The organism is Flaviflexus huanghaiensis, assembly GCF_014118685.1.
Taxonomy (GTDB): Bacteria; Actinomycetota; Actinomycetes; order Actinomycetales; family Actinomycetaceae; genus Flaviflexus; species Flaviflexus huanghaiensis.
In genome coordinates this window covers 38,403-55,971 of sequence record NZ_JACFAK010000012.1, presented here as the reverse complement: position 1 = coordinate 55,971, position 17,569 = coordinate 38,403, and the positions used below count along the sequence as shown (strand labels likewise).

At 64.8% G+C, this 17,569-nt stretch carries 22 protein-coding genes; 14 read left to right on the top strand and 8 right to left on the bottom strand.

All coding sequences use genetic code 11. The annotated features are described in order from the left end of the window. Nucleotides 1–131 precede the first annotated feature (131 nt). From H7E91_RS09125 to H7E91_RS09110, 4 genes are all read left to right on the top strand, one after another. The gene (locus tag H7E91_RS09125; protein ID WP_182354791.1) at nucleotides 132–383 is read left to right on the top strand and encodes a type II toxin-antitoxin system Phd/YefM family antitoxin; all 252 of its coding nucleotides are present in this window, start codon (nucleotides 132–134) and stop codon (nucleotides 381–383) included. After that, a complete protein-coding gene (locus H7E91_RS09120) occupies nucleotides 384–638 on the top strand; it encodes a Txe/YoeB family addiction module toxin (RefSeq protein WP_182354790.1) in 255 nt (84 codons plus the stop codon). A 148-nt stretch (nucleotides 639–786) separates the two neighbouring features. After that, nucleotides 787–1,227, top strand: a complete 441-nt coding sequence (locus H7E91_RS09115) for a YtoQ family protein (protein WP_182354789.1) — start codon at nucleotides 787–789, stop codon at nucleotides 1,225–1,227. A gap of 199 nt (nucleotides 1,228–1,426) precedes the next feature. Beyond that, nucleotides 1,427–1,786: a VOC family protein gene (locus tag H7E91_RS09110; protein ID WP_182354788.1), complete on the top strand. Its 360-nt coding sequence runs from the start codon at nucleotides 1,427–1,429 to the stop codon at nucleotides 1,784–1,786. Between the two features lie 54 nt (nucleotides 1,787–1,840). Here the strand turns inward: H7E91_RS09110 and H7E91_RS09105 are convergent, their stop codons facing one another. Then, a complete protein-coding gene (locus H7E91_RS09105; protein WP_182354787.1) occupies nucleotides 1,841–3,193 on the bottom strand; it encodes a dihydrolipoyl dehydrogenase family protein in 1,353 nt (450 codons plus the stop codon). Between the two features lie 297 nt (nucleotides 3,194–3,490). On the opposite strand from H7E91_RS09105, the gene H7E91_RS09100 reads away from it, so the two are divergent. After that, nucleotides 3,491–4,258: an isocitrate lyase/PEP mutase family protein gene (locus tag H7E91_RS09100; protein WP_182354786.1), complete on the top strand. Its 768-nt coding sequence runs from the start codon at nucleotides 3,491–3,493 to the stop codon at nucleotides 4,256–4,258. A gap of 69 nt (nucleotides 4,259–4,327) precedes the next feature. On the opposite strand, the gene H7E91_RS09095 is transcribed toward H7E91_RS09100, so the two are convergent. The 3 genes from H7E91_RS09095 to arsM all read right to left on the bottom strand — a co-directional run bounded on the left by H7E91_RS09095 (nucleotide 4,328) and on the right by arsM (nucleotide 6,083). Then, entirely contained in the window at nucleotides 4,328–4,669 is a 342-nt protein-coding gene (locus tag H7E91_RS09095) for a cupin domain-containing protein (RefSeq protein ID WP_182354785.1), read from the bottom strand. Between the two features lie 159 nt (nucleotides 4,670–4,828). Beyond that, nucleotides 4,829–5,194, bottom strand: a complete 366-nt coding sequence (locus tag H7E91_RS09090) for a DUF5655 domain-containing protein (protein WP_206680406.1) — start codon at nucleotides 5,192–5,194, stop codon at nucleotides 4,829–4,831. A 52-nt stretch (nucleotides 5,195–5,246) separates the two neighbouring features. Then, on the bottom strand, nucleotides 5,247–6,083 hold the full coding sequence (gene arsM / locus H7E91_RS09085; RefSeq protein ID WP_182354784.1) for an arsenite methyltransferase: 837 nt from the start codon (nucleotides 6,081–6,083) through the stop codon (nucleotides 5,247–5,249). 80 nt (nucleotides 6,084–6,163) lie between these two features. On the opposite strand from arsM, the gene H7E91_RS09080 reads away from it, so the two are divergent. The 3 genes from H7E91_RS09080 to H7E91_RS09070 all read left to right on the top strand — a co-directional run bounded on the left by H7E91_RS09080 (nucleotide 6,164) and on the right by H7E91_RS09070 (nucleotide 8,074). Further along, a complete protein-coding gene (locus tag H7E91_RS09080; RefSeq protein WP_182354783.1) occupies nucleotides 6,164–6,517 on the top strand; it encodes an ArsR/SmtB family transcription factor in 354 nt (117 codons plus the stop codon). 177 nt (nucleotides 6,518–6,694) lie between these two features. After that, entirely contained in the window at nucleotides 6,695–7,462 is a 768-nt protein-coding gene (heR, locus tag H7E91_RS09075; RefSeq protein ID WP_182354782.1) for a heliorhodopsin HeR, read from the top strand. A gap of 147 nt (nucleotides 7,463–7,609) precedes the next feature. After that, on the top strand, nucleotides 7,610–8,074 hold the full coding sequence (locus H7E91_RS09070) for a DUF3253 domain-containing protein (RefSeq protein ID WP_182354781.1): 465 nt from the start codon (nucleotides 7,610–7,612) through the stop codon (nucleotides 8,072–8,074). A gap of 127 nt (nucleotides 8,075–8,201) precedes the next feature. On the opposite strand, the gene H7E91_RS09065 is transcribed toward H7E91_RS09070, so the two are convergent. Beyond that, nucleotides 8,202–9,284, bottom strand: a complete 1,083-nt coding sequence (locus H7E91_RS09065; protein WP_182354780.1) for a calcium:cation antiporter — start codon at nucleotides 9,282–9,284, stop codon at nucleotides 8,202–8,204. 150 nt (nucleotides 9,285–9,434) lie between these two features. Further along, nucleotides 9,435–9,923: a GNAT family N-acetyltransferase gene (locus H7E91_RS09060; RefSeq protein ID WP_182354779.1), complete on the bottom strand. Its 489-nt coding sequence runs from the start codon at nucleotides 9,921–9,923 to the stop codon at nucleotides 9,435–9,437. A gap of 122 nt (nucleotides 9,924–10,045) precedes the next feature. Between H7E91_RS09060 and H7E91_RS09055 the strand changes: the two genes are divergently transcribed. The 5 genes from H7E91_RS09055 (at nucleotide 10,046) to H7E91_RS09035 (ending at nucleotide 13,602) form a co-directional block, all read left to right on the top strand. Further along, on the top strand, nucleotides 10,046–10,417 hold the full coding sequence (locus tag H7E91_RS09055; RefSeq protein WP_182354778.1) for a carboxymuconolactone decarboxylase family protein: 372 nt from the start codon (nucleotides 10,046–10,048) through the stop codon (nucleotides 10,415–10,417). A gap of 180 nt (nucleotides 10,418–10,597) precedes the next feature. Continuing rightward, nucleotides 10,598–11,818, top strand: a complete 1,221-nt coding sequence (locus H7E91_RS09050; protein ID WP_182354777.1) for a cobalamin-independent methionine synthase II family protein — start codon at nucleotides 10,598–10,600, stop codon at nucleotides 11,816–11,818. 163 nt (nucleotides 11,819–11,981) lie between these two features. Beyond that, nucleotides 11,982–12,263, top strand: coding sequence for a type II toxin-antitoxin system Phd/YefM family antitoxin (locus tag H7E91_RS09045; RefSeq protein WP_182354776.1), 282 nt, complete (start codon nucleotides 11,982–11,984; stop codon nucleotides 12,261–12,263). A gap of 2 nt (nucleotides 12,264–12,265) precedes the next feature. Beyond that, a complete protein-coding gene (locus H7E91_RS09040) occupies nucleotides 12,266–12,667 on the top strand; it encodes a PIN domain-containing protein (protein ID WP_206680405.1) in 402 nt (133 codons plus the stop codon). A gap of 107 nt (nucleotides 12,668–12,774) precedes the next feature. Next, nucleotides 12,775–13,602, top strand: coding sequence for a PhzF family phenazine biosynthesis isomerase (locus tag H7E91_RS09035; RefSeq protein WP_182354775.1), 828 nt, complete (start codon nucleotides 12,775–12,777; stop codon nucleotides 13,600–13,602). Nucleotides 13,603–13,638: 36 nt separating this feature from the next. Here the strand turns inward: H7E91_RS09035 and H7E91_RS09030 are convergent, their stop codons facing one another. Both H7E91_RS09030 and H7E91_RS09025 read right to left on the bottom strand, forming a co-directional pair. Continuing rightward, nucleotides 13,639–14,919 carry an exonuclease domain-containing protein gene (locus tag H7E91_RS09030; protein ID WP_182354774.1) on the bottom strand — a complete coding sequence of 427 codons (1,281 nt, stop codon included), beginning with the start codon at nucleotides 14,917–14,919 and terminating at the stop codon, nucleotides 13,639–13,641. Nucleotides 14,920–15,067: 148 nt separating this feature from the next. Next, the gene (locus tag H7E91_RS09025) at nucleotides 15,068–16,057 is read right to left on the bottom strand and encodes a YhfZ family protein (RefSeq protein WP_182354773.1); all 990 of its coding nucleotides are present in this window, start codon (nucleotides 16,055–16,057) and stop codon (nucleotides 15,068–15,070) included. Between the two features lie 98 nt (nucleotides 16,058–16,155). Between H7E91_RS09025 and H7E91_RS09020 the strand changes: the two genes are divergently transcribed. Then, on the top strand, nucleotides 16,156–17,553 hold the full coding sequence (locus H7E91_RS09020) for an FAD-binding oxidoreductase (protein WP_182354772.1): 1,398 nt from the start codon (nucleotides 16,156–16,158) through the stop codon (nucleotides 17,551–17,553). The last annotated feature ends 16 nt before the right edge of the window (nucleotides 17,554–17,569 follow it).

Sequence of the window (17,569 nt, the reverse complement as noted above, 5' to 3'; positions counted from 1 at the left end):
GCCCGGCGGGGCCATCCGTTGCGACATCGTCCCCGCTACTGATGTCGACCGTCTGATTCTCTGCGGCCATTCCCTCTCGAGGTTATCTGGCTCGTACCGTAATGTGGTACGTAAAAGGAGTGGAGGCCGGTATGTCCATCAGTGCAAGCGAGGCGCGCAGGACGCTGTTCCCGCTGATCGAGCGTGTGAACGATAATTACGAGGCGGTCGAGATCGTTTCTCGGAAGGGCAATGCCGTGCTCATGCCTGCGGATGAGTACGCCTCATGGCAGGAGACTGCCTATCTGTTCCGATCACCGGCCAATGCCCGCCGGCTGCTCGATGCCTACGAGCGTGCTCGAGCTGGCGAGACCGAGGTTCACGAGCTCGATCGGGAGGAGTGAGTGCGCCTGGTCTGGGATCGGCATGGCTGGGCGGACTATGTGTACTGGCAGTCTGCCGATCGTCGGATTCTGAAGCGGATCAACGCACTGATCGATGCCTGCCTGCGAGATCCGTTCGAGGGGATCGGCAAACCTGAGCAGCTCAAATATGGTGCGCAGGGTGCGTGGTCGCGCCGCATCACCGACGAGCACCGCCTGGTCTACCTCGTCGACGATGACGATCTGATCATCCTCCAGGCTCGGTATCACTACTGAACGAGCAGGGCGGACTGCTCTGAAGGGCGCGCATGCCCATGGAGTGGCGCGTTCATCAGCTCCCAGATGAGTCGCTCGCGCGTCTCGCCGCGGGCTGAGAGGATTGTGGGGTAGATCAGAGCAGACCCTCGACAGGAGTTGAAGTGCCATGAGTTTCACCGTCTATCTGTCCGGCGAGATCCACACAGACTGGCGTGACGAGATCAAGCGCGGCGCCGAAGCCGCGGGATTGGACATCGCCTTCACCGCTCCGGTGACCGACCACGTTGCGAGCGACGCGGCCGGCGATCACCTCGGTGAGACCGAATCCGGGTTCTGGCGGGACCACCAGTCAGCGAAGGTCAACGCCATTCGCACCCGCACCCTCATCGAGAAGAGCGACCTCGTCGTCATCCGGTTCGGTGACCAGTACAAGCAGTGGAATGCGGCCTTCGACGCCGGCTACTGCGCCGCGCTCGGCACTCCCTATGTGACACTGCATTCGGAGGACATCGTCCATCCCCTCAAAGAGGTGGATGCCGGGGCGCAGGCCTGGTGCACGACCACAGACCAGGTGGTCGAGACACTCCGGTACGTGCTCAAGGACTGAGTAAGTCGAGCAGAGCGCCCGCGACTCGCGGGCGCTCTGCATAGTCTCGGGTGGTCATGCGTGGCGTGGTTCCTTGATCGTCATCGACGCTTGCCAGGCTCGAAACCGCCCACTCGCGACGAACCGAAGTATCGCGGCCGAGCGGTATCTTCTAACCGACCGTCCGGCGTAGGATGCTGTCCACATTGGAGGTGCTGTCATGAGTCAACCTGGTCACCACGAGATCGGCTACATCGAGTTCGGAGTCACGGATCTGGAAGCGGCCCGCAGGTTCTACGAGTCTGCGTTCGGCTGGGAGTTCAACGACTACGGTCCGGAATATTGCGGAATCAAGTCTCCCGATGGCGAGGGCGAGATCGGCGGACTCAGTGCGGGCTCTGAGCCGAGCAGCGGCAGCCCGCTCGTCCTTCTTCATTCCACCGACCTGGAGGCGTCGCAAACAGCCGTGGAGAACGCCGGCGGCATCATCGTCGCCGGGCCGTACGACTATCCGGGCGGTCGGCGATTTGAGTTCACCGATCCGAGCGGGAATCGGCTCGGCGTCTACTCTCCTCAGTGACCGGCCGCCTATGAGAGCGTGGGACCGGCGTGCCCGCCGGCGCAGCTGAGCCGGTCAGAGCATCGAACCGAGATCCGATCCGACGCTCGGGTAGGCCGCGACGAGGTTCGAGACCTCATCGGCCGTCAGGCCGAGCCTCATGGCCAAGGCGATGATGTTGACGACCTCGGCGTACTCGGGCCCGAGCATGTGCGCGCCGAGGATGCGGCGGGTCTCGCGGTCGATGATGATCTTCGTGGCGGCGACAGTCTCGCCGAGCCGGTAGTTGGAGAACCACTCGCTCGTGTCGCTGTACCGGACATCGGTATCCAGACCCTGCTCGCGCGCCTCATCCTCGAGCATGCCGACGCGGACGAGCTCGGGGATGGTGAAGACTGCCGTCGGAATCCCCGCGTAGTCCGGGGTCTCTCGGGTTTCATTGAGCATGTTGCGGGCGGCGACCCCGCCCTCCATCGACGCGACCGGTGTGAGTGGCATGCCCGGCGATGCCGCGGCGTCACCCGCGGCATAGACGGCCGGGTTGCTCACGCTCTGAAGATGCTCGGAGACAGTCACGCCGGCCTTCGAGTACTCGACCGAGGCTGCCTCCGGGTTGAGATCGGCCAGGTCCGGTTCTCGCCCCGCCCCGTGGACGACGAGATCGACTTCGAGCGTGGACTCCTTCCCGTCCATCTCTGTCACCACCGCGAAGCCAGACCCGGTGGGAACGATGGAGTTGATGGCGATGCCGGTACGGATGTCGATCCCGAGGTCCGTCGAGCGGGTCCGGAGAAGGTCAACCAGGTCGGGATCGAATCCTTTGAGCAGCCGGGGGCCATGCGTGGCGATCGTGACATCGCTGCCCACACGGGCGGCGATGTGGGCGAACTCGAAGGAGATGAAGCCGCCGCCCACGAACAGGATCCGGTTCGGAAGCTCCTCGAGCTCCATGAACGCGGTGCTGTCGATCATGTGCTCATTGCCCTCGAACGGCATCGCCTTCGGGCGGGCGCCGGTGGCGATGAGGAAGTGCGAGGCGGTGAGGGTGTTGCCGTCGACCGTCAGACGATCCGGAGCAGTGAACGAGGCGCGCCCATGGAGCGTCTTCACCCCGGCCGATTCGAGGCCCTTCTCGATCTTGTCGGACATCGGCTCCGTAAAGCCGCGCTTGTGTGCCATAAGCGCCGGCCAATCGACGCGCAGGGTGCCGGGGTCGATCCCCTTGCCGCTCAGGAGTGCGGCGCCGTCGATGATCTCGGCTCCTCGGCGGAGGATCTTCTTCGGGTCGCAGCCGCGCAGGACGCATGTGCCACCGAAGGGACGACTGTCGATGACGGCGACCCGCCAGCCCTCCTTCGCGCATGCGTGTGCCGCTGTCGTCCCGGCTGTTCCGCTGCCGATGACGATGAGGTCATAGTGCGTAGTCATGGGCCTGTCCTGTTCCACAAGTAGGAGACGTCGGGTGATATCGGGGTGCTCGTGGTGTCCGCGGGCCGACGGACTGGCCATCGTCCGGAGCGGCGCCTGTGGCCGTCGAGGGGCCGGTGGGCCGTATCGGTCGGACACGTGGGAAGGGATGTGACGCAGACTATACCGGAGTGCGCGGTGTGCAGAGGCTCCGCGAACGCTGGGCGCAGTCCCTGGTCAGGCTGGGGAGCGAGGCCCGTCCACTGGTCTGCTGTCCATGAGCCCCCTAGGGTGAAGTCGAAACCTGAGGAGGTTCTCATGTCTATCGAAGAGCGCGCACGCAACCTTGCCGACCAGCACGAATCCGGCGACCTCGTCATCCTGCCGACTGTGTGGGACACATGGAGTGCCCGCGTCGCCGCCGACGCAGGCTTCACCGGACTGACCATTGGGAGCCACCCGGTGGCCGACGCGATCGGCAGCGCCGACGGTGAGCAGATGGACTTCGATGAGTACCTGGCCGTTATCGAGCGCATCGTCCGCTCGGTTGACGTCCCCGTCAGTGCCGACGTCGAATCGGGCTATGGACTGCCTGGCGGTGACCTCATCAACCGCCTCATCGAGGTCGGCGCGGTCGGTGCGAACATCGAAGATGTCGTGCATCGCGAGGGCCGGCGCGTCCGCGATCGAGCCGAGCACGCCGAGTACATCGCCGCCGCCCGCGAGGCCGCCGACAGTGCCGGTATCCCGTTCGTCATCAACGGCCGGACGGATGCGATGAAGCTCGGCGATGTCTTCGAGGATCCGCTTGAGGAGGCCGCGGAGCGGATGAGGCTCATGGAGCAGGCGGGCGCCCGCTCGGTCTACCCGGTCGGACTCCGCACCGCCGACGAGGTGAGGCAGCTCGCCGGGGCGGTATCAGTCCCCGTCAACGTCACCGCCCATCCGGTGGAGATGCACGGGGCGGGCGACATCGCGACGCTCCGCGAACTTGGGGCCCGCCGCATCACCTTCGGTCCGAAGTGGCAGGCATGGCTCGGCGAGGTCTCGGCGAAGCAGTTCCAAACCTGGGTCGCAGAGATCTAGTCGCACAGGGCGACGCTGCGAGAAGGCGAGCGATCGGCGCCGCCTCTGAGCGAGCTGGCGACCGTCTCGTCACTCCGGTCCCACTGCAGTCTCGGACTGCTCGCCTGCGGCATCTCCCTTCAACTCGACGAAGATCGTGTGCGTCGGTGTCGAGCCGATGTTGTGACCGGAGTGCCGCTGGGCAGGAAGCCACACGGCCTTCCCGGCGGGGAGCGAGACGTCCAGTTCCCGATCTCCGGAGGTCAGCCGCCGGTCGAATGAGGAAAGAGTGATCATGACGCTGTTCGGATGGGAGTGCGGGGTGGTCTGCACGCCCGGGGTGTCGGTGTACTCCAGGACGCGAACGAGCTCGTTCTCCCACAGCACCCGGTAGTGATCGGGATTCGTTGTCGTCGGATCGTCGTCAATCATGGCAGAACGCTACGCCGCACCAGGCCGAACCACCAGTGCGCGGTTGTGTCAGATGGGATGGCTCTGCGCCGCGAAGGCAGTCTCTGGCGCCTTCGCGATGGCGCGGGGGGCCTCTTCCGTCAAGTCGTGGCTTGATTGCGGAGGGACATCCGCGTTGAGTCATCGGGATGCGTCGTCGGCCGCCAGGTGCAGCCAGTTCAGCACCTCAGAGTCGACATCCTCCGCGTCGTTGACTTCGAGGTGGTGCATCCACGGGCCAGGATGCACCACCTCCTTGAATCGTGGCGACTCGATGCGAGAGTTCGCAGCGATCGACAGCACGACCGGCGCGGCTGGGCGTCGAAGGTACTGGTCGGGCTTCCACAGAAAAGCGAAGCCGCGCCGACGGCGGAACGCCACCTGGCTTGTCGTCACCCGGATCGTCACATTCGGGTGAGACGTCAGGAGCGCGTCATGCACGCGCCTGAAGGTCTCGATTCCGACGCCCTCGGCGCCGAAGAAGTCGTCGGGCGATGATGCGGTCACGCCTTCAGTCTAAGTGGGGGACTGTGGGAGCCGTCGGCAGTGTCGCCGGGAATCAGGCCGAGGCCCGCCCGTGTGCTGATGGCTTGACGGCGCGGATCAGCGCGGAATGCATGCCGGGCGCCACCTCATGGGTGAACGTCACCTCTTCCTCTGCGAATCCTGCCTCGGCCAGCCCGTCGAGATACTCCGATCGGGATAGCGCGCCGGCGATGCAGCCGACGTAGGAGCCGCGCTCGGTGCGATCGGCGGGGCTGAGGTGGTCCTCTGCGACGACGTCGGAGATGCCGATACGGCCGCCTGGTGCCAGAACGCGGAACATTTCGGCGAGCACCGCGGGCTTGTCTGTTGAGAGGTTGATGACGCAGTTGGAGATGATGACGTCGACGGCGTCATCCGGCAGCGGGAGATCTTCGATCGTGCCCTTGAGAAACTCGACGTTCGTCGCGCCAGCCTTCGCTCGGTTCGACTCGGCGAGCTCGAGCATCTCGTCCGTCATGTCGACTCCGTAGACGAAGCCGGTGCGGCCCACGCGACGAGCTGAGAGAAGCACGTCGATGCCGCCGCCGGAGCCGAGATCCAAGACTGTCTCTCCCTCGCGCAGCTCGGCGACCACCATCGGGTTGCCGCAGCCGAGTGAGGCGAGCACCGCCTCGGTGGGGAGCTCGCTTCTCTCGTCGGTCGAATAGAGGGACGCGCCAAAGCCCTGCTCGACTGAGCCGGAGTCGCCACAGCACCCCGACGTGACTGTGGGGGTGCCGCAGCAGGACGATTCGGCGGGCCCGCAGCAGGACTCGTTCGCGGCGACGGTGAGAGGAACGTGAATTCCTTGAGTCACCGCAGTGGCGGCCGCGGCGTAATTCTGCCGCACCTGTTCGCGCATGTCGGACATCATGCCTCCTATTGATGAGTGTCGATATGACAATAGGGCACATATCGACGCTCGTCAATACGGGAGGTAGGGTGGGTGCTATGACTACGCGCATCGACCTCCCCATCGCCCCCGCCAGGGTCCAATCCTGCTGCTCGACGGCCATCGGGGACGGGCTTGATGTGGAGGCGGCAGAAGGGCTCGCGAGGGTGTTCAAGGCGCTGAGCGACCCGAATCGGGTGCGGCTCATCTCCCTCATCGCCGCCACCGAAGGCTCCGAGGCGTGCGTCTGCGATCTCACCGAGCCGGTGGGTCTGAGCCAGCCCACCGTCTCGCACCACATGAGAGTCCTCGTTGAGGCGGGCCTCGTCACCCGTGAGCAGCGGGGGAGATGGGCCTACTTCCGCCTCGAGGAGAGCGCCTTCGAGGCGCTGCGCGAGGCGATCAGCTTCTGATGTTCGAAAGGGTGCAGAATCGACTGCGGCGTGGCCCCGACACGCGCAAGAGGCGTCGCGTCGATGTCGCATCGTGACGCCTCTGTGCTCTTCGCACGCTCTGATCTATTCCTGTTCCCTTTCGTGCCTTCTCGCCCGTAGACTCAATCCACAATCGGCCCTGCGAACGGAGCTTCCATGTCAGAGAAGACAGGCGCCCGCTACAGCAGGTTGCGCAGATACAACATCATCGCCGCGGTCGTCCACGCGGCTCAGGCGGTCGCGGTGGTCTTACTCGCGACTGATTTCACCCTGCCCGTGACGGCGACCTATCTCGCTGGTCCTCCAGGAACTCCGCCAGGTGACTCCGTCCTCCTGTGGGATCTGTCGACGCCGATGCTGATCGCGCTGTTCCTCGCGCTGTCGGCGGTCTTCCATGTCATCGTCTCCTCGCCGCCGTTCTTCGCGCGATATAGGGCGGGCCTCGAGCAGGGCCACAACTACTTCCGCTGGGTCGAGTACTCGCTGTCGAGCTCACTCATGATCGTCATCATCGCCCAGCTCGTCGGCATCTCCGACGTCGTGGCACTGCTGGCCCTGTTCGGCGTCAACGCCTCGATGATTCTCTTCGGCTGGCTCCAGGAGCGCTACCACACGCCGGGCGACGGCGGATGGCTGCCGTTCATCTTCGGCTGCTTCGCTGGGATCATTCCCTGGATCGGCGTCGTCATCTACACGATCGCCCCGGGCTCGACGACAGGCGCGGAGCCGCCCGGCTTCGTCTACGGGATCATCGTCTCGCTGTTCCTGTTCTTCAACGTCTTCGCCGTTGTTCAGTGGCTCCAGTACCGGCCGGTCGGCAGGTTCCGCGACTACCTCGTGGGGGAGAGGCTCTACATCACCCTCAGCCTCACGGCGAAGTCGGCACTCGCCTGGCAGATCTTTGCGGGGACCCTCGCGGGCTGATCTGACTTACGCCGGTCAACGAACCGAACACTGCTGCTCTATCTCTCAGCGGCGCGAGCCGAGAGATAGAGCAGCAGTCTTTTGCGCCGAGATTTCGAAGGATCGGCTCCGATGACTCCCCCGCGGCGATGCGTAGACTGTGGCGCTATGGCGCGACCCCAACCGGAGAAGACTGACGATGGTCGGTGGATCATCGTCGGCGGCCGTCGTTGGCGCGCGACCGACCCGACGATTCCAGACGAGCTCAAGAATGAGCTTGTGCGCGAGCTCATGCGGGCGAGGCGTGCGATCAAGAGCGGCGACCTCACCGCCCGAGCCCGCGTTCACGCGGCGAAGACGGCGCTGGGCGAGCGCGGTGAACCCTGGTGGGAGCCCACAGATGAGGGCCGACGTGCCCGAGCCGTGGCGGTGATCAGCACGCTGCTGAGGGAACGACGAGGCGAGGCGGTCTACGCCGCCGAGGTCGCGCGCGTCGTCGGCGGAGACGATTGGCGGGACATCATGGCAGCCGTTGAGAGCGTCGTTCGGGACCGGCATTCCAATGAGAGTTGGGTCCTCCAGGAGGACGATGCGGGGCTCAGCGTAACGGCCGGGCCAGGATTTGACTACTGACGCGGCAGTTGGATCTGCCGCAGGAACCGAGGGCGCGAGGTTACGCGATGCCGCGGTCGAAGGTCGTGGAACGGCCAAGGCGTGGAGAGGTGAGGTGCCGAGCCGCATCTGAGCGCGCTGCTTCTGCTCAGGAGAAGACGCTGACCAGGTACATGAGAGACACAACCAGCAGGACGACCGCATGGACGGGGGTTGCCCGCTTCGCTCCGAGTATCGACAGGGAGATGAGGGCGAGGATTGCCAGGAATGCGATGTTGGTCGCCGACTCGGCGAAGACGATGTGCTGGCCGGTGATGAGCCCGATCGTGAGCACCGTTGGAATGGTGAGGCCGACGACCGACACCATGGCCCCGTGGGTGAGGTTGGAGACTCGCTGTATCTCCCCGAACCAGGCCGCGCGAAGAGTCGTCAGGCCTTCGGGCAGCATGACGATGGTCGTGATGAGGAGGCCGGACAGTGCGACGGGTGCGGATGTGCGGGCGAGAACGGTGTCGAGCAGCCCCGCCATGTCATGGCTGAGGACGACGATGGGGGCGGCTGTGAGGAACAGGATGAGGCCGTGGAGCCATGCGGGGCTGGTGCTCGGCGTCTCCTGCTCGACTCTCAGCGCGGTCACCTCTTGGAAGTCGCGTGCGCGGGGGCCGATCTGCTGCCAGAGGAAGAAACCGTAGGCGCCGGCTGTGGTGAGGACGACGAGGATGGCCTGGCCGGTTGTGTAGGCGCCGTCGACGCCGATGAAGCCGGGCAGGACGAAGGCGATCGACCCGAGGGCGATGAGCATGGTCAGGTAGGACGACAGGCCGGACCGGTTGAACTGGAGCGGGCCATGCCGCAGTGTCCCGATCAGCAGTCCCACACCGAGGAAGAGGCCGGGGAAGAGGACTGCCGCCGCCATCGTCGCATCCCGCGCCACCGTTTCGTTGTCCCCGGGGCCGAAGAGGACGGCACCGATGAGGGCGACCTCGATCGTGACGATCGACAGGGTGAGGACGAGCGTGCCATAGGGATCGCCCAGCCGGCGAGCCAGCTCCTCGGCATGGCCGAGGACCCCGAACGCGCAGACGACAATGACCGTGACGATGGCGACGAGCCAGGCGACCGACGCAGCCAGCGACTGCGATGGGTCGGGGGCGATGATGGCGAGGGCGGCCACGCCGGACCAGCCAAGTGCGAGGGGCCCGAGCGAGCGGGTGGAGACGGCCGAAGTCATTGATGGTCCTTCTCCAGGGCCGTCCCTGAATGAGAACTCATCGCTTCGCGGGTCGTCCCGTGAAGGTGCGCAGCAGAGGGCTGGGCACTGCCGAGGCTAGCACGGGCCGCAGGCTCTGCGCTGTGAGCTCGGACCCGCGGTCCGGCCGGTCTAACGCCTGACGAGACGGAGGACCATGACGCCGTCCTCATCTCTGCCGGGGACGTCTGTGAAGCCCTCGGATAGGTAGAGGTCCTTCGCGGGGTTGTCCTGCTCGACTGACAGGCTCAGCCGCTCGAACTCGAAGATGGCCGCCTGCACGATCAAGGCGCGGAGGAGTGTGCGGCCGATGCCACGGCGGCGTGCGGTGGGTGCGACCCACAGGCTCAGTTCGGGGACCGTGGGATCGATGAATCCATAGCCCGGGTCCGACTCCGGAAGAAGTACCGCCCACGCAACGCCGAGGACATCGCTCTGCTCGGCGACGATGCCGAAGTCGCCCCGGTCCGATTCAAGGTGCGTGTAGTGGGCGAACTCCGGCCGCTCGCGAACATCGTCGATCGTGAACCTCGGTCCGCACCAGTTCACGTTGCCGAGAGTCGCGGCCTCGAGAAGCGCCGTCTCGTCGTGGCGTAGGGGGCGCAGGCGTGGACTTTTCACTGCGCGATCCTACCCCGTCAACTGCGGACCATGCCGGTGCCCGGCCCCGGCTGGACTCGACGAAGTGGCGCCGCAGGCTCGACTGTTAGCATGGCCGGGACCTGTACTTTAAGGAGTCTGCCGTGGAATTGAGCATGTCGAAGGGCAACGAGTTCGTCGAGGCCACCCAATCGCCCGAAGGGGCCGCCGCCTGGAAGCACCAGCTCGACGAGTTCGCGCCCGGCGCCTCGGACTGGGTCGTCGGCGCGGTTTTCGGCGGCACCTACCAGCGCGAGGGTCTCGAACTGCGGGACAGGCAGATGCTCAATATGGCGGCGCTCGCGGCGATGGGCGGTGTCGAGCCCCAGCTGACGGGTCACATCAAGACCGCGGTCGACGTCGCCGGCATGTCCGCATCCGAGGTCGCCGAGTGCTTCATTCACCTCATGCCCTACATCGGGGTGCCGAAGACGCTGGCGGCGATGCGCTGCATGAAGGCTGCTCTCGAGGGCTGAGCCGCGCTGTCGGCAGTGCCGGTTCCCGGGGGCATCTGCACGTCGTGACGAGGAGTCCCACGGCTGTATCCCGTGGTCCTGGGGGTGTGTGTCCACCCTCGTGGCCCGCCAAACGGACCGAACCTGCTTTCTCGCCCCAGCCGCTTAGGCTGGGGTTTTTCGATTGAAAGGGAAAACAAGATGGCTGAGACAATTCGGACAACCCACGTGGGATCGCTGCCGCGCCCGACCGCCCTCATCGAGGAGAACATTGCTCTCCAGAAGGGAGAGCTCGACCGCGGGGAGTTCGACCAGCGTCTCCAGTCGCACATCAACGACGTCGTCGCGCAGCAGCTCGAGGCTGGCATCGACCTCGTCAACGACGGTGAGTACGGCAAGCCGATGGTCGAAGAGATCGAGCCGACCGCCTGGGTGTACTACGCCTGGCACCGATTCGACGGGCTCGGCTTTGCCGAGCACCGGGATGGCGTCATGCCGAACCCGAACGAGGTCCCCGGCAAGTATGACGAGCCGGAGTTGACGACCTACGCGAACCGTCGGGACTACTCGGCCTTCAAGGACGCCTACCTCTCCGACCCCTACAACGCGGGGATCATGGCGGCGCTCGACAACCCGACCGCCCCCGCGATCGTCAAAGAGGTCACCTACGTCGGGCAGGATGCTGTCCGCGCCGATGCAGAGGGCCTGCGCAGTGCGCTCGCGGCGGCCGGCGCCGAGGGTCGCGGCTTCATCTCCTCCATCTCGCCCGGCATGCTCTCCTCCATGGGCAACGCACACTACGAGTCCCGCCACGATGCCGGCATGGCCCTCGCGGGCGAGCTCAACAAGGAATACCGGGCGATTGTCGATGCCGGCCACACGCTCCAGATCGACGCCCCCGACCTGGCGGACTCGTGGGATCAGATGAACCCAGAGCCCACCGTCGAGGAGTACCTCAAGTACGTCCGGCACTCCGTCGAGGAGATCAACGAGTCCATCAAGGGCATCGACAGGGACAAGGTCCGCATCCACATCTGCTGGGGCTCCTGGCACGGTCCGCACACGACCGACATCCCCTTCGATGACATCGTCGACACCGTCTTCGAGGCCAACGCGGGAGCGTTCTCCTTCGAGGCGGCGAACCCGCGTCACGCGTGGGAGTGGAAGATCTGGAAGAACCGCACGCTGCCGAAGGGCATCAAGCTCATCCCCGGCGTCATCTCCCACAACACGAACATCGTCGAGCATCCCGAGACCGTCGCCCAGTCGATCATCCGCTTCGCGGAGTTCGTCGGTCCCGAGAACGTCATCGCCTCAACCGACTGCGGCCTCGGCGGCCGCCTGCACTCCCAGCTCGCCTGGGCCAAGCTGCGGGCGCTCGGCGAGGGTGCGCAGCTGGCCGAGAAGTACATGGGTCTCTGAGCCGAGAAAGTTCCGAGTTGAAATCAAGGGAGCGGTGGCGATTACTTGCCACCGCTTCCCTTTTCCGTTTGGTGCTCGAGAACTGGCATCCGTCTGCGTGGCTGGAGGGTCTCTGCGATGGCTGAGCACTCCTTTTGCGTAGCACGCGTGCTACATTTGATTTATGGAGAACGACGAATCTGTCATCGAAACGCTGTCCCAACGCGAATTGCGCAACGAGTCTGCACGCGTGCTGCGCGCGGTCACCGGAGGACAGTCTTTTGTGCTGACCAATAGGGGTGCTCCTGTCGCAAAAATCGTTCCTCTTTCGAGTCAGGAACCCGGCTTGCCCATCACGCGCCCGGCCAGGCGCAGAGGCGGCTGGGCTGAACTTGGAATTGAACGCAGAAATCATGGGGAGTCGCTCTCCGCCATACTCGAGGATCTGCGCGGAGATAGGCTGTGAGTGTGATTGTCTACGTCGATACCTCTGCGATGGGTGCGCTGCTGATCGACCAGCCGGAGAGTGAAGCACTCGTAAATTGGCTCGACAATTCGGATGCTTATCTGGTTTCCAGTGATCTCCTTGAAACCGAGCTGCGGCGGCTCGCAGTCCGGGAAGATCTTGACCAATCGGACGTGACACGGCTACTTGAAGGCATTTCTCTCGCCTCGCTCGATAGGGCTGTTTTCCGAAGCGCCGGAGTTCTGCCGCTACCGTATCTCCGCACCCTTGACGCGCTTCATCTTGAGTCTGCCATACGACTCGATGCGGCAATGCTCCTGACGTACGATCACCGGCTCAGCCAGGCTGCACGTGCAGTAGGACTCGAGGTCGTAGCGCCCGGGTCTGAAGAGAATTCGGCGTAGTTCATGGCTCGGATGTAGAAGCCGCGCCTATCTGCAGTGTCCGTGTGCCATGCAGTTGCATCGGGGGCTGTGCGCCCTGTCGGCAGGCGACACCGGAAAGGTGAAATGTGAGAATTCCACTTGTTCAGATCGATGCGTTCGCTGACTCGCTGTTCGAGGGAAATCCGGCGGCAGTGATGCCGCTCGATCGGTGGCTGTCGGATGATGTTCTGCAGAAGCTCGCGCTCGAGAACAACCTCTCTGAGACAGCATTCCTCGTCCGCTGCCAGAACGATGGGGAAGCGCCGCCGGACCCGGGTTCCCCGGCGTACGAGCTCAGGTGGTTCACTCCAGCAATCGAAGTTGATCTCTGTGGGCACGCGACTCTTGCCGCTTCCTCGTATCTGTTCGATGACGTGCATGGCGACGCGAGAGTTCTTCAGTTCTCGTCGCGAAGCGGCTGGCTCACTGTCACGCGGTCCGATGATGGCCTGCTGACGATGGATTTTCCTGCTGAGCCGCCGGTCAGGTCCGAGATTGACCCAGTCATCGCCCGCGCCCTCGGAGCTGACGTCCTCGAGGCACATCGGGCAACCGACCTCATCTATGTCCTCAAGGACGCTGAAGCGGTGCGGAACGTGAATCCGGATATGACCGTTCTGGCGTCGCTGCCCGTGCGCGGAGTGGCGGTCACCGCATCCGGGGAGGGCACAGGTTTTGATTTCGTCTCCCGGTGGTTCGGCTCCCAAGCCGGCATCCCAGAAGATCCCGTCACAGGCTCGGCGCACTGCCAGCTGGCGCCGCTGTGGGCGGAGCGCATGGGCAGGACTGAGATGACAGCCCGCCAGATGTCGCCGAGAGGGGGAACGGTGGCGGTTCGCCTCGCGGGCGATCGCGTCTTTCTCTCTGGCCGCTGCGTCCGCTATCTGGAGGGCACTGTCGTTCTGCCTGACTGACGTCAGCCACAATCGCTCGGCTAGGCGGAGCCGTATTCAGAAGAGCGTTGCCGTCACGGGCTCTTCACAGTCGATCGCCGAGTCGACTGCCATCTCGGCGATGATCGGGATGCCGTACTGTCTCGCCTTCTTGGCCTTGCCCGACAGGGAGTCGGGGTCACCGGCGATGAGGACCTTCGTGGACTTGGCGATGCCAGCCACCTGAATCCCGCGAGCAGTGAAGTAGTCCTCCCAGTAGGCCTGAGTCTGCGCGACCGGGCCGGTCACGCAGACCCGGTCGCCCGGGCGAAGCGTGATCGAGGGCAGTGCCGACCGCACGTGAGGGGCGAACATGGTGATCGGCGCCGATCGCTGACAATCTCCAAGGTCGACTCCGACGAGGTCTGACACCGATGTGATCACGGCGCTCTCGTGGCTCGTGACGATGCCATCGGCCTCCGCCGCGTGGATGAGGAGATGGACGTAGTCGGCGTGCAGACTCCTGAGAGCCGCTGCAGATAGGTCATGGGTTCGAGCGAACTGGAGCAGCTGACTCTGCTCCATCTGCGACAGATAGTTGTCGAGCAGGACATTGTCGAGGAGCGTGAAGTACTCAGCTGCTATCGCGTCATCGGGCCTCGCGCGATGCCCGATCGCCTGTCCGATCCACGCGCCCCCGGACAGGGTCTCCTGCGCCTGGGCGACCGCCTGGCGCGAGCGTAGAGCATCCCGAGTGCAGTGCGGGTTGTGAATCCGGTAGCCGCAGAACTCACTGCTTTCGCTCACGACATCTGCCCACTCGGGATGATTGCGCGCATTGTCGTGCTGGAGGAACGCCTGGAGTACCTGCGCGGTCGCGAGAGCATCGGAGAGCGCGCTATGGGCGTTCTCATTCCTCACCCCCAGCGCGTCACACACATCGGTGAGCCTGGATCTCTTGAGTCCGAGCACGCGCTTGGCGATCGCCATCGTGTCGAGGAAGGGGATCTGCGAGTCATCGAGGCGTCCGGCGGCCGCGAGCTCGCACTGCGCGAAGGCGGCGTCGAACTTCGCATTGTGCCCAACGAAGACGCTGCCGGACAGGTCGAGAGCGAAGAGGTCGGCGATGTCCTCGAACGTCGGGGCCCCAACGACGTCCTTGGCGCTGATGCCGTGGATATGGGACGCGCCGACGTGACGCATGGGATTGATGAGTGTCTCCCACGAGTCGACGATCCTCCCCTCGGAATCGAGCCGGACGACACCGATCTCGACGATGCGGTCGCCCTTTCGATGGGAGAAGCCTGTCGTTTCGAAGTCGACAACCGTATAGCCGCGCACGTGATCACCAGAGTCCATTGGGGGAGGTACGAGTCAATGATAGATGTGCGGGACGAAGGCCGGGCCTCATACTCACATCGGAGCGCGTGCCGAGTCCACGCGGGTGGCGCGAGCTGCCCTGCGCACGCCGTCTGGGACCCGGATGTTGGGGAGTGCACGCCGCTGTTCAGTGAAGCGCGTCGGCCGTCGCGAGGATCCGCTGCTCGAGCGCGGCATCCTCCGCATCGGCCCGGTCCTGGTTCTCAACGAGGGCCGTGAGAGTGAGGGAGTCGAGGACGGCGCGCAGTTCCGGCTGATCCGAGCGGGCGACGATGACGGCGCGTGAGAAGTCGCGAAGGACGTCGACCGCCTCCGGGCGCTGGAGCTCGGTCGCCCGCAGTCCGGCGAGGCTGACGGGGACGGGGGACTTGGTCATGCGCCAGACCCCCGCATCGACGTATCCCGCGAGCACGTAGGCGGGCACGAGGGAGTACGTGATCTCGACATAGTCGTAACCGCCCGACTTCGGGAACTCTGCCAGGGTGAGGCTTCTGTGGTCGTAGGACTCGGGGTCGATGGCGATCCTTATCGGAGTGCCTGAGTCGTGAGCGCGGCTCACCGTGACGAGCCGGTTGCGACGGTAGTACGTGCCCGGGTCAAGAGCGGTCGAGGCAAGGATCTGGGAGTCGCCGTTCCGCTCGATGAAGGTCTTGAATGTGCCGGCGGAGACCGCCGTGATGTCGAAGGTGCCGTCGAGGAGTGCCCGGAGTCTCTGCTCGCCGCCCGGCATCGTCTCGAGCGAATGGGGCACATCCATCTCCGACAGCTCGCTGCTGATGGTGCTGTGCAGGGCGTCGATCTCGATGGCTCCCGAAGGGGAGAGGACGATGCGGACGGGGCCGAGCTGGGCGAGGTGCCATGCGGCGCCGATGTTGATCGCGGTGATCGTGCGGCCAAGGTGGCCGCGTGCCTGCGTGAGCACGGCACCCTGATCCGCGAGGAGGGTGATGGCGCGTTGGATGGTCCCGGCGCCGACGCCGACGCTCGCCTGGAGGTCGCTGCTCCGCTGGAGAGTGCCGCCGATCCCTTTGCGGAGGGCGTCGAGCACGACGGCGCGAACCGCGGGCTGTAGGCCCTGCATACCGGTCACGCCGGCACGCGTCGGCGGGGAGCTCATCTGTACTCTCTTTCTCGATCCTGTTGACAATAGTAAACGAGCGAGGCAATATTCAGTTAATGGAATCTTCCATAAACTGAGTTCTCCGAAGGGTGATGATGCCTGAAATCTCTGAAGTAGTGGCCGAGCTCCGGTCGATCGTCTCTCCATCGGCCGTGCTGACGGACGATGACATTCTCGATGCGTACAGCCATGACACGTGGCCGCTGTCGACGAAGCAGGCAGGCCTGGGCATCCACGAGACTCGCCCGGACGTGGTCGTTCGCATCGAGAGCTTCGATGACGCCGCCGCGGTCTTCGCGCTCGCCTCAACCCGGTCGATACCGGTGACCATCCGTGCGCTCGCCTCATCGGTGACAGGCCAGCCGCTTCCCGTCCAGGGTGGCATCATCCTCGATGTCTCCGCGGTCCCGGCGCAGTACTCCGTCAACCGCACGAACATGACGGTCACGGCGACCGCCTCCTTCAACGGCGGCGAGCTCGAACGACTGCTGGAGGAGGAGCGGCTGACGCTCGGTCACTCCCCGCAGTCCCTCCATCGATCCACGGTTGGGGGATGGGTGTCGACCCTCGCGACGGGCCAGTTCTCGTCGAAGTACGGCGGCATCGAGGATCTCCTCGTCGGATGTACGGTCATCCTTGCCACGGGCGAGACGGTCGAGCTGAAGGCGAATCCCCGGGCGGCGATGGGCCCGGATCTCCGCCAGGTGTTCATCGGCGCCGAGGGCACCCTCGGGCTCGTCACCTCGGTGACGCTCAAGGTGTTCCGCCATGATCTGCCGACCGAGCTCGAGGCGTTCTCGATGCCGGACGTCCAGTCCGGTCTCGACGTCCTGCGCGAACAGAGCATTCTCGGACTGTCCCCCTTCCTCCTGCGGTTCTACGACAACTTCGAGGCGCGGCACGTCCTGGGCGACGAGGAGTTCTCGACTCCGCTGCTCTTCATCGGGGTCCGCGGGCCCCAGGAGATGATTGACGCCGAGTTGGCCATTCTCCGGCGTCTTATCGCCGAGCGCGGGGGTGAGTCGATCGGCTCCGCTCCGGTCGAGCGGTGGATGGCGAACCGCTTCGACTTCTCCTCGGTGGAGAATCGCCTCGCGGAGAATGGTGGCTTCGCCGAGACGATCGAGGTCGCCCACAACTGGGACGGCATTGTCCCCCTCTACGAGGACCTTCGCCGGGCGCTCAGCCCGCTGGCGGAGGATGTGTACTCCCACTGGTCCCACGTCTATCCTCAGGGAACCTCCCTCTACGTCATCCTCAAGGGCCACGCTGAGGATGATCCGGCGGCAATCGCGGCGATCCAGACGATGTGGTCGACGGCGATGGACGTGTGCCTCGAGCACGGGGCAGAGCTGTCCCACCACCACGGCGGCGGGCTGGCCCGGTCCCCGTATTCCCGGGCGTCACTGGGCTCGGCCCACATCGTCCTCCAGAAATTGAAAGCCGCACTCGACCCCGCCGGGATCCTCAACCCGGGAAAGCTCGGACTGTAGCGCCGGAGCGCTTCGC

Bases quoted from the DNA above. Each gene is read 5' to 3' on its own strand.
- H7E91_RS09050 (WP_182354777.1), top strand. From the start codon at position 10,598: ATGGCTGAGACAATTCGGACAACCCACGTGGGATCGCTGCCGCGCCCG.
- H7E91_RS09080 (WP_182354783.1), top strand. From the start codon at position 6,164: ATGACTACGCGCATCGACCTCCCCATCGCCCCCGCCAGGGTCCAATCC.
- H7E91_RS09100 (WP_182354786.1), top strand. From the start codon at position 3,491: ATGTCTATCGAAGAGCGCGCACGCAACCTTGCCGACCAGCACGAATCC.
- H7E91_RS09070 (WP_182354781.1), top strand. From the start codon at position 7,610: ATGGCGCGACCCCAACCGGAGAAGACTGACGATGGTCGGTGGATCATC.
- H7E91_RS09030 (WP_182354774.1), bottom strand. From the start codon at position 14,919: ATGGACTCTGGTGATCACGTGCGCGGCTATACGGTTGTCGACTTCGAA.
- H7E91_RS09095 (WP_182354785.1), bottom strand. From the start codon at position 4,669: ATGATTGACGACGATCCGACGACAACGAATCCCGATCACTACCGGGTG.
- arsM (WP_182354784.1), bottom strand. From the start codon at position 6,083: ATGTCCGACATGCGCGAACAGGTGCGGCAGAATTACGCCGCGGCCGCC.
- H7E91_RS09025 (WP_182354773.1), bottom strand. From the start codon at position 16,057: ATGAGCTCCCCGCCGACGCGTGCCGGCGTGACCGGTATGCAGGGCCTA.
- H7E91_RS09125 (WP_182354791.1), top strand. From the start codon at position 132: ATGTCCATCAGTGCAAGCGAGGCGCGCAGGACGCTGTTCCCGCTGATC.
- heR (WP_182354782.1), top strand. From the start codon at position 6,695: ATGTCAGAGAAGACAGGCGCCCGCTACAGCAGGTTGCGCAGATACAAC.
- H7E91_RS09045 (WP_182354776.1), top strand. From the start codon at position 11,982: ATGGAGAACGACGAATCTGTCATCGAAACGCTGTCCCAACGCGAATTG.
- H7E91_RS09110 (WP_182354788.1), top strand. From the start codon at position 1,427: ATGAGTCAACCTGGTCACCACGAGATCGGCTACATCGAGTTCGGAGTC.
- H7E91_RS09105 (WP_182354787.1), bottom strand. From the start codon at position 3,193: ATGACTACGCACTATGACCTCATCGTCATCGGCAGCGGAACAGCCGGG.
- H7E91_RS09065 (WP_182354780.1), bottom strand. From the start codon at position 9,284: ATGACTTCGGCCGTCTCCACCCGCTCGCTCGGGCCCCTCGCACTTGGC.
- H7E91_RS09020 (WP_182354772.1), top strand. From the start codon at position 16,156: ATGCCTGAAATCTCTGAAGTAGTGGCCGAGCTCCGGTCGATCGTCTCT.
- H7E91_RS09115 (WP_182354789.1), top strand. From the start codon at position 787: ATGAGTTTCACCGTCTATCTGTCCGGCGAGATCCACACAGACTGGCGT.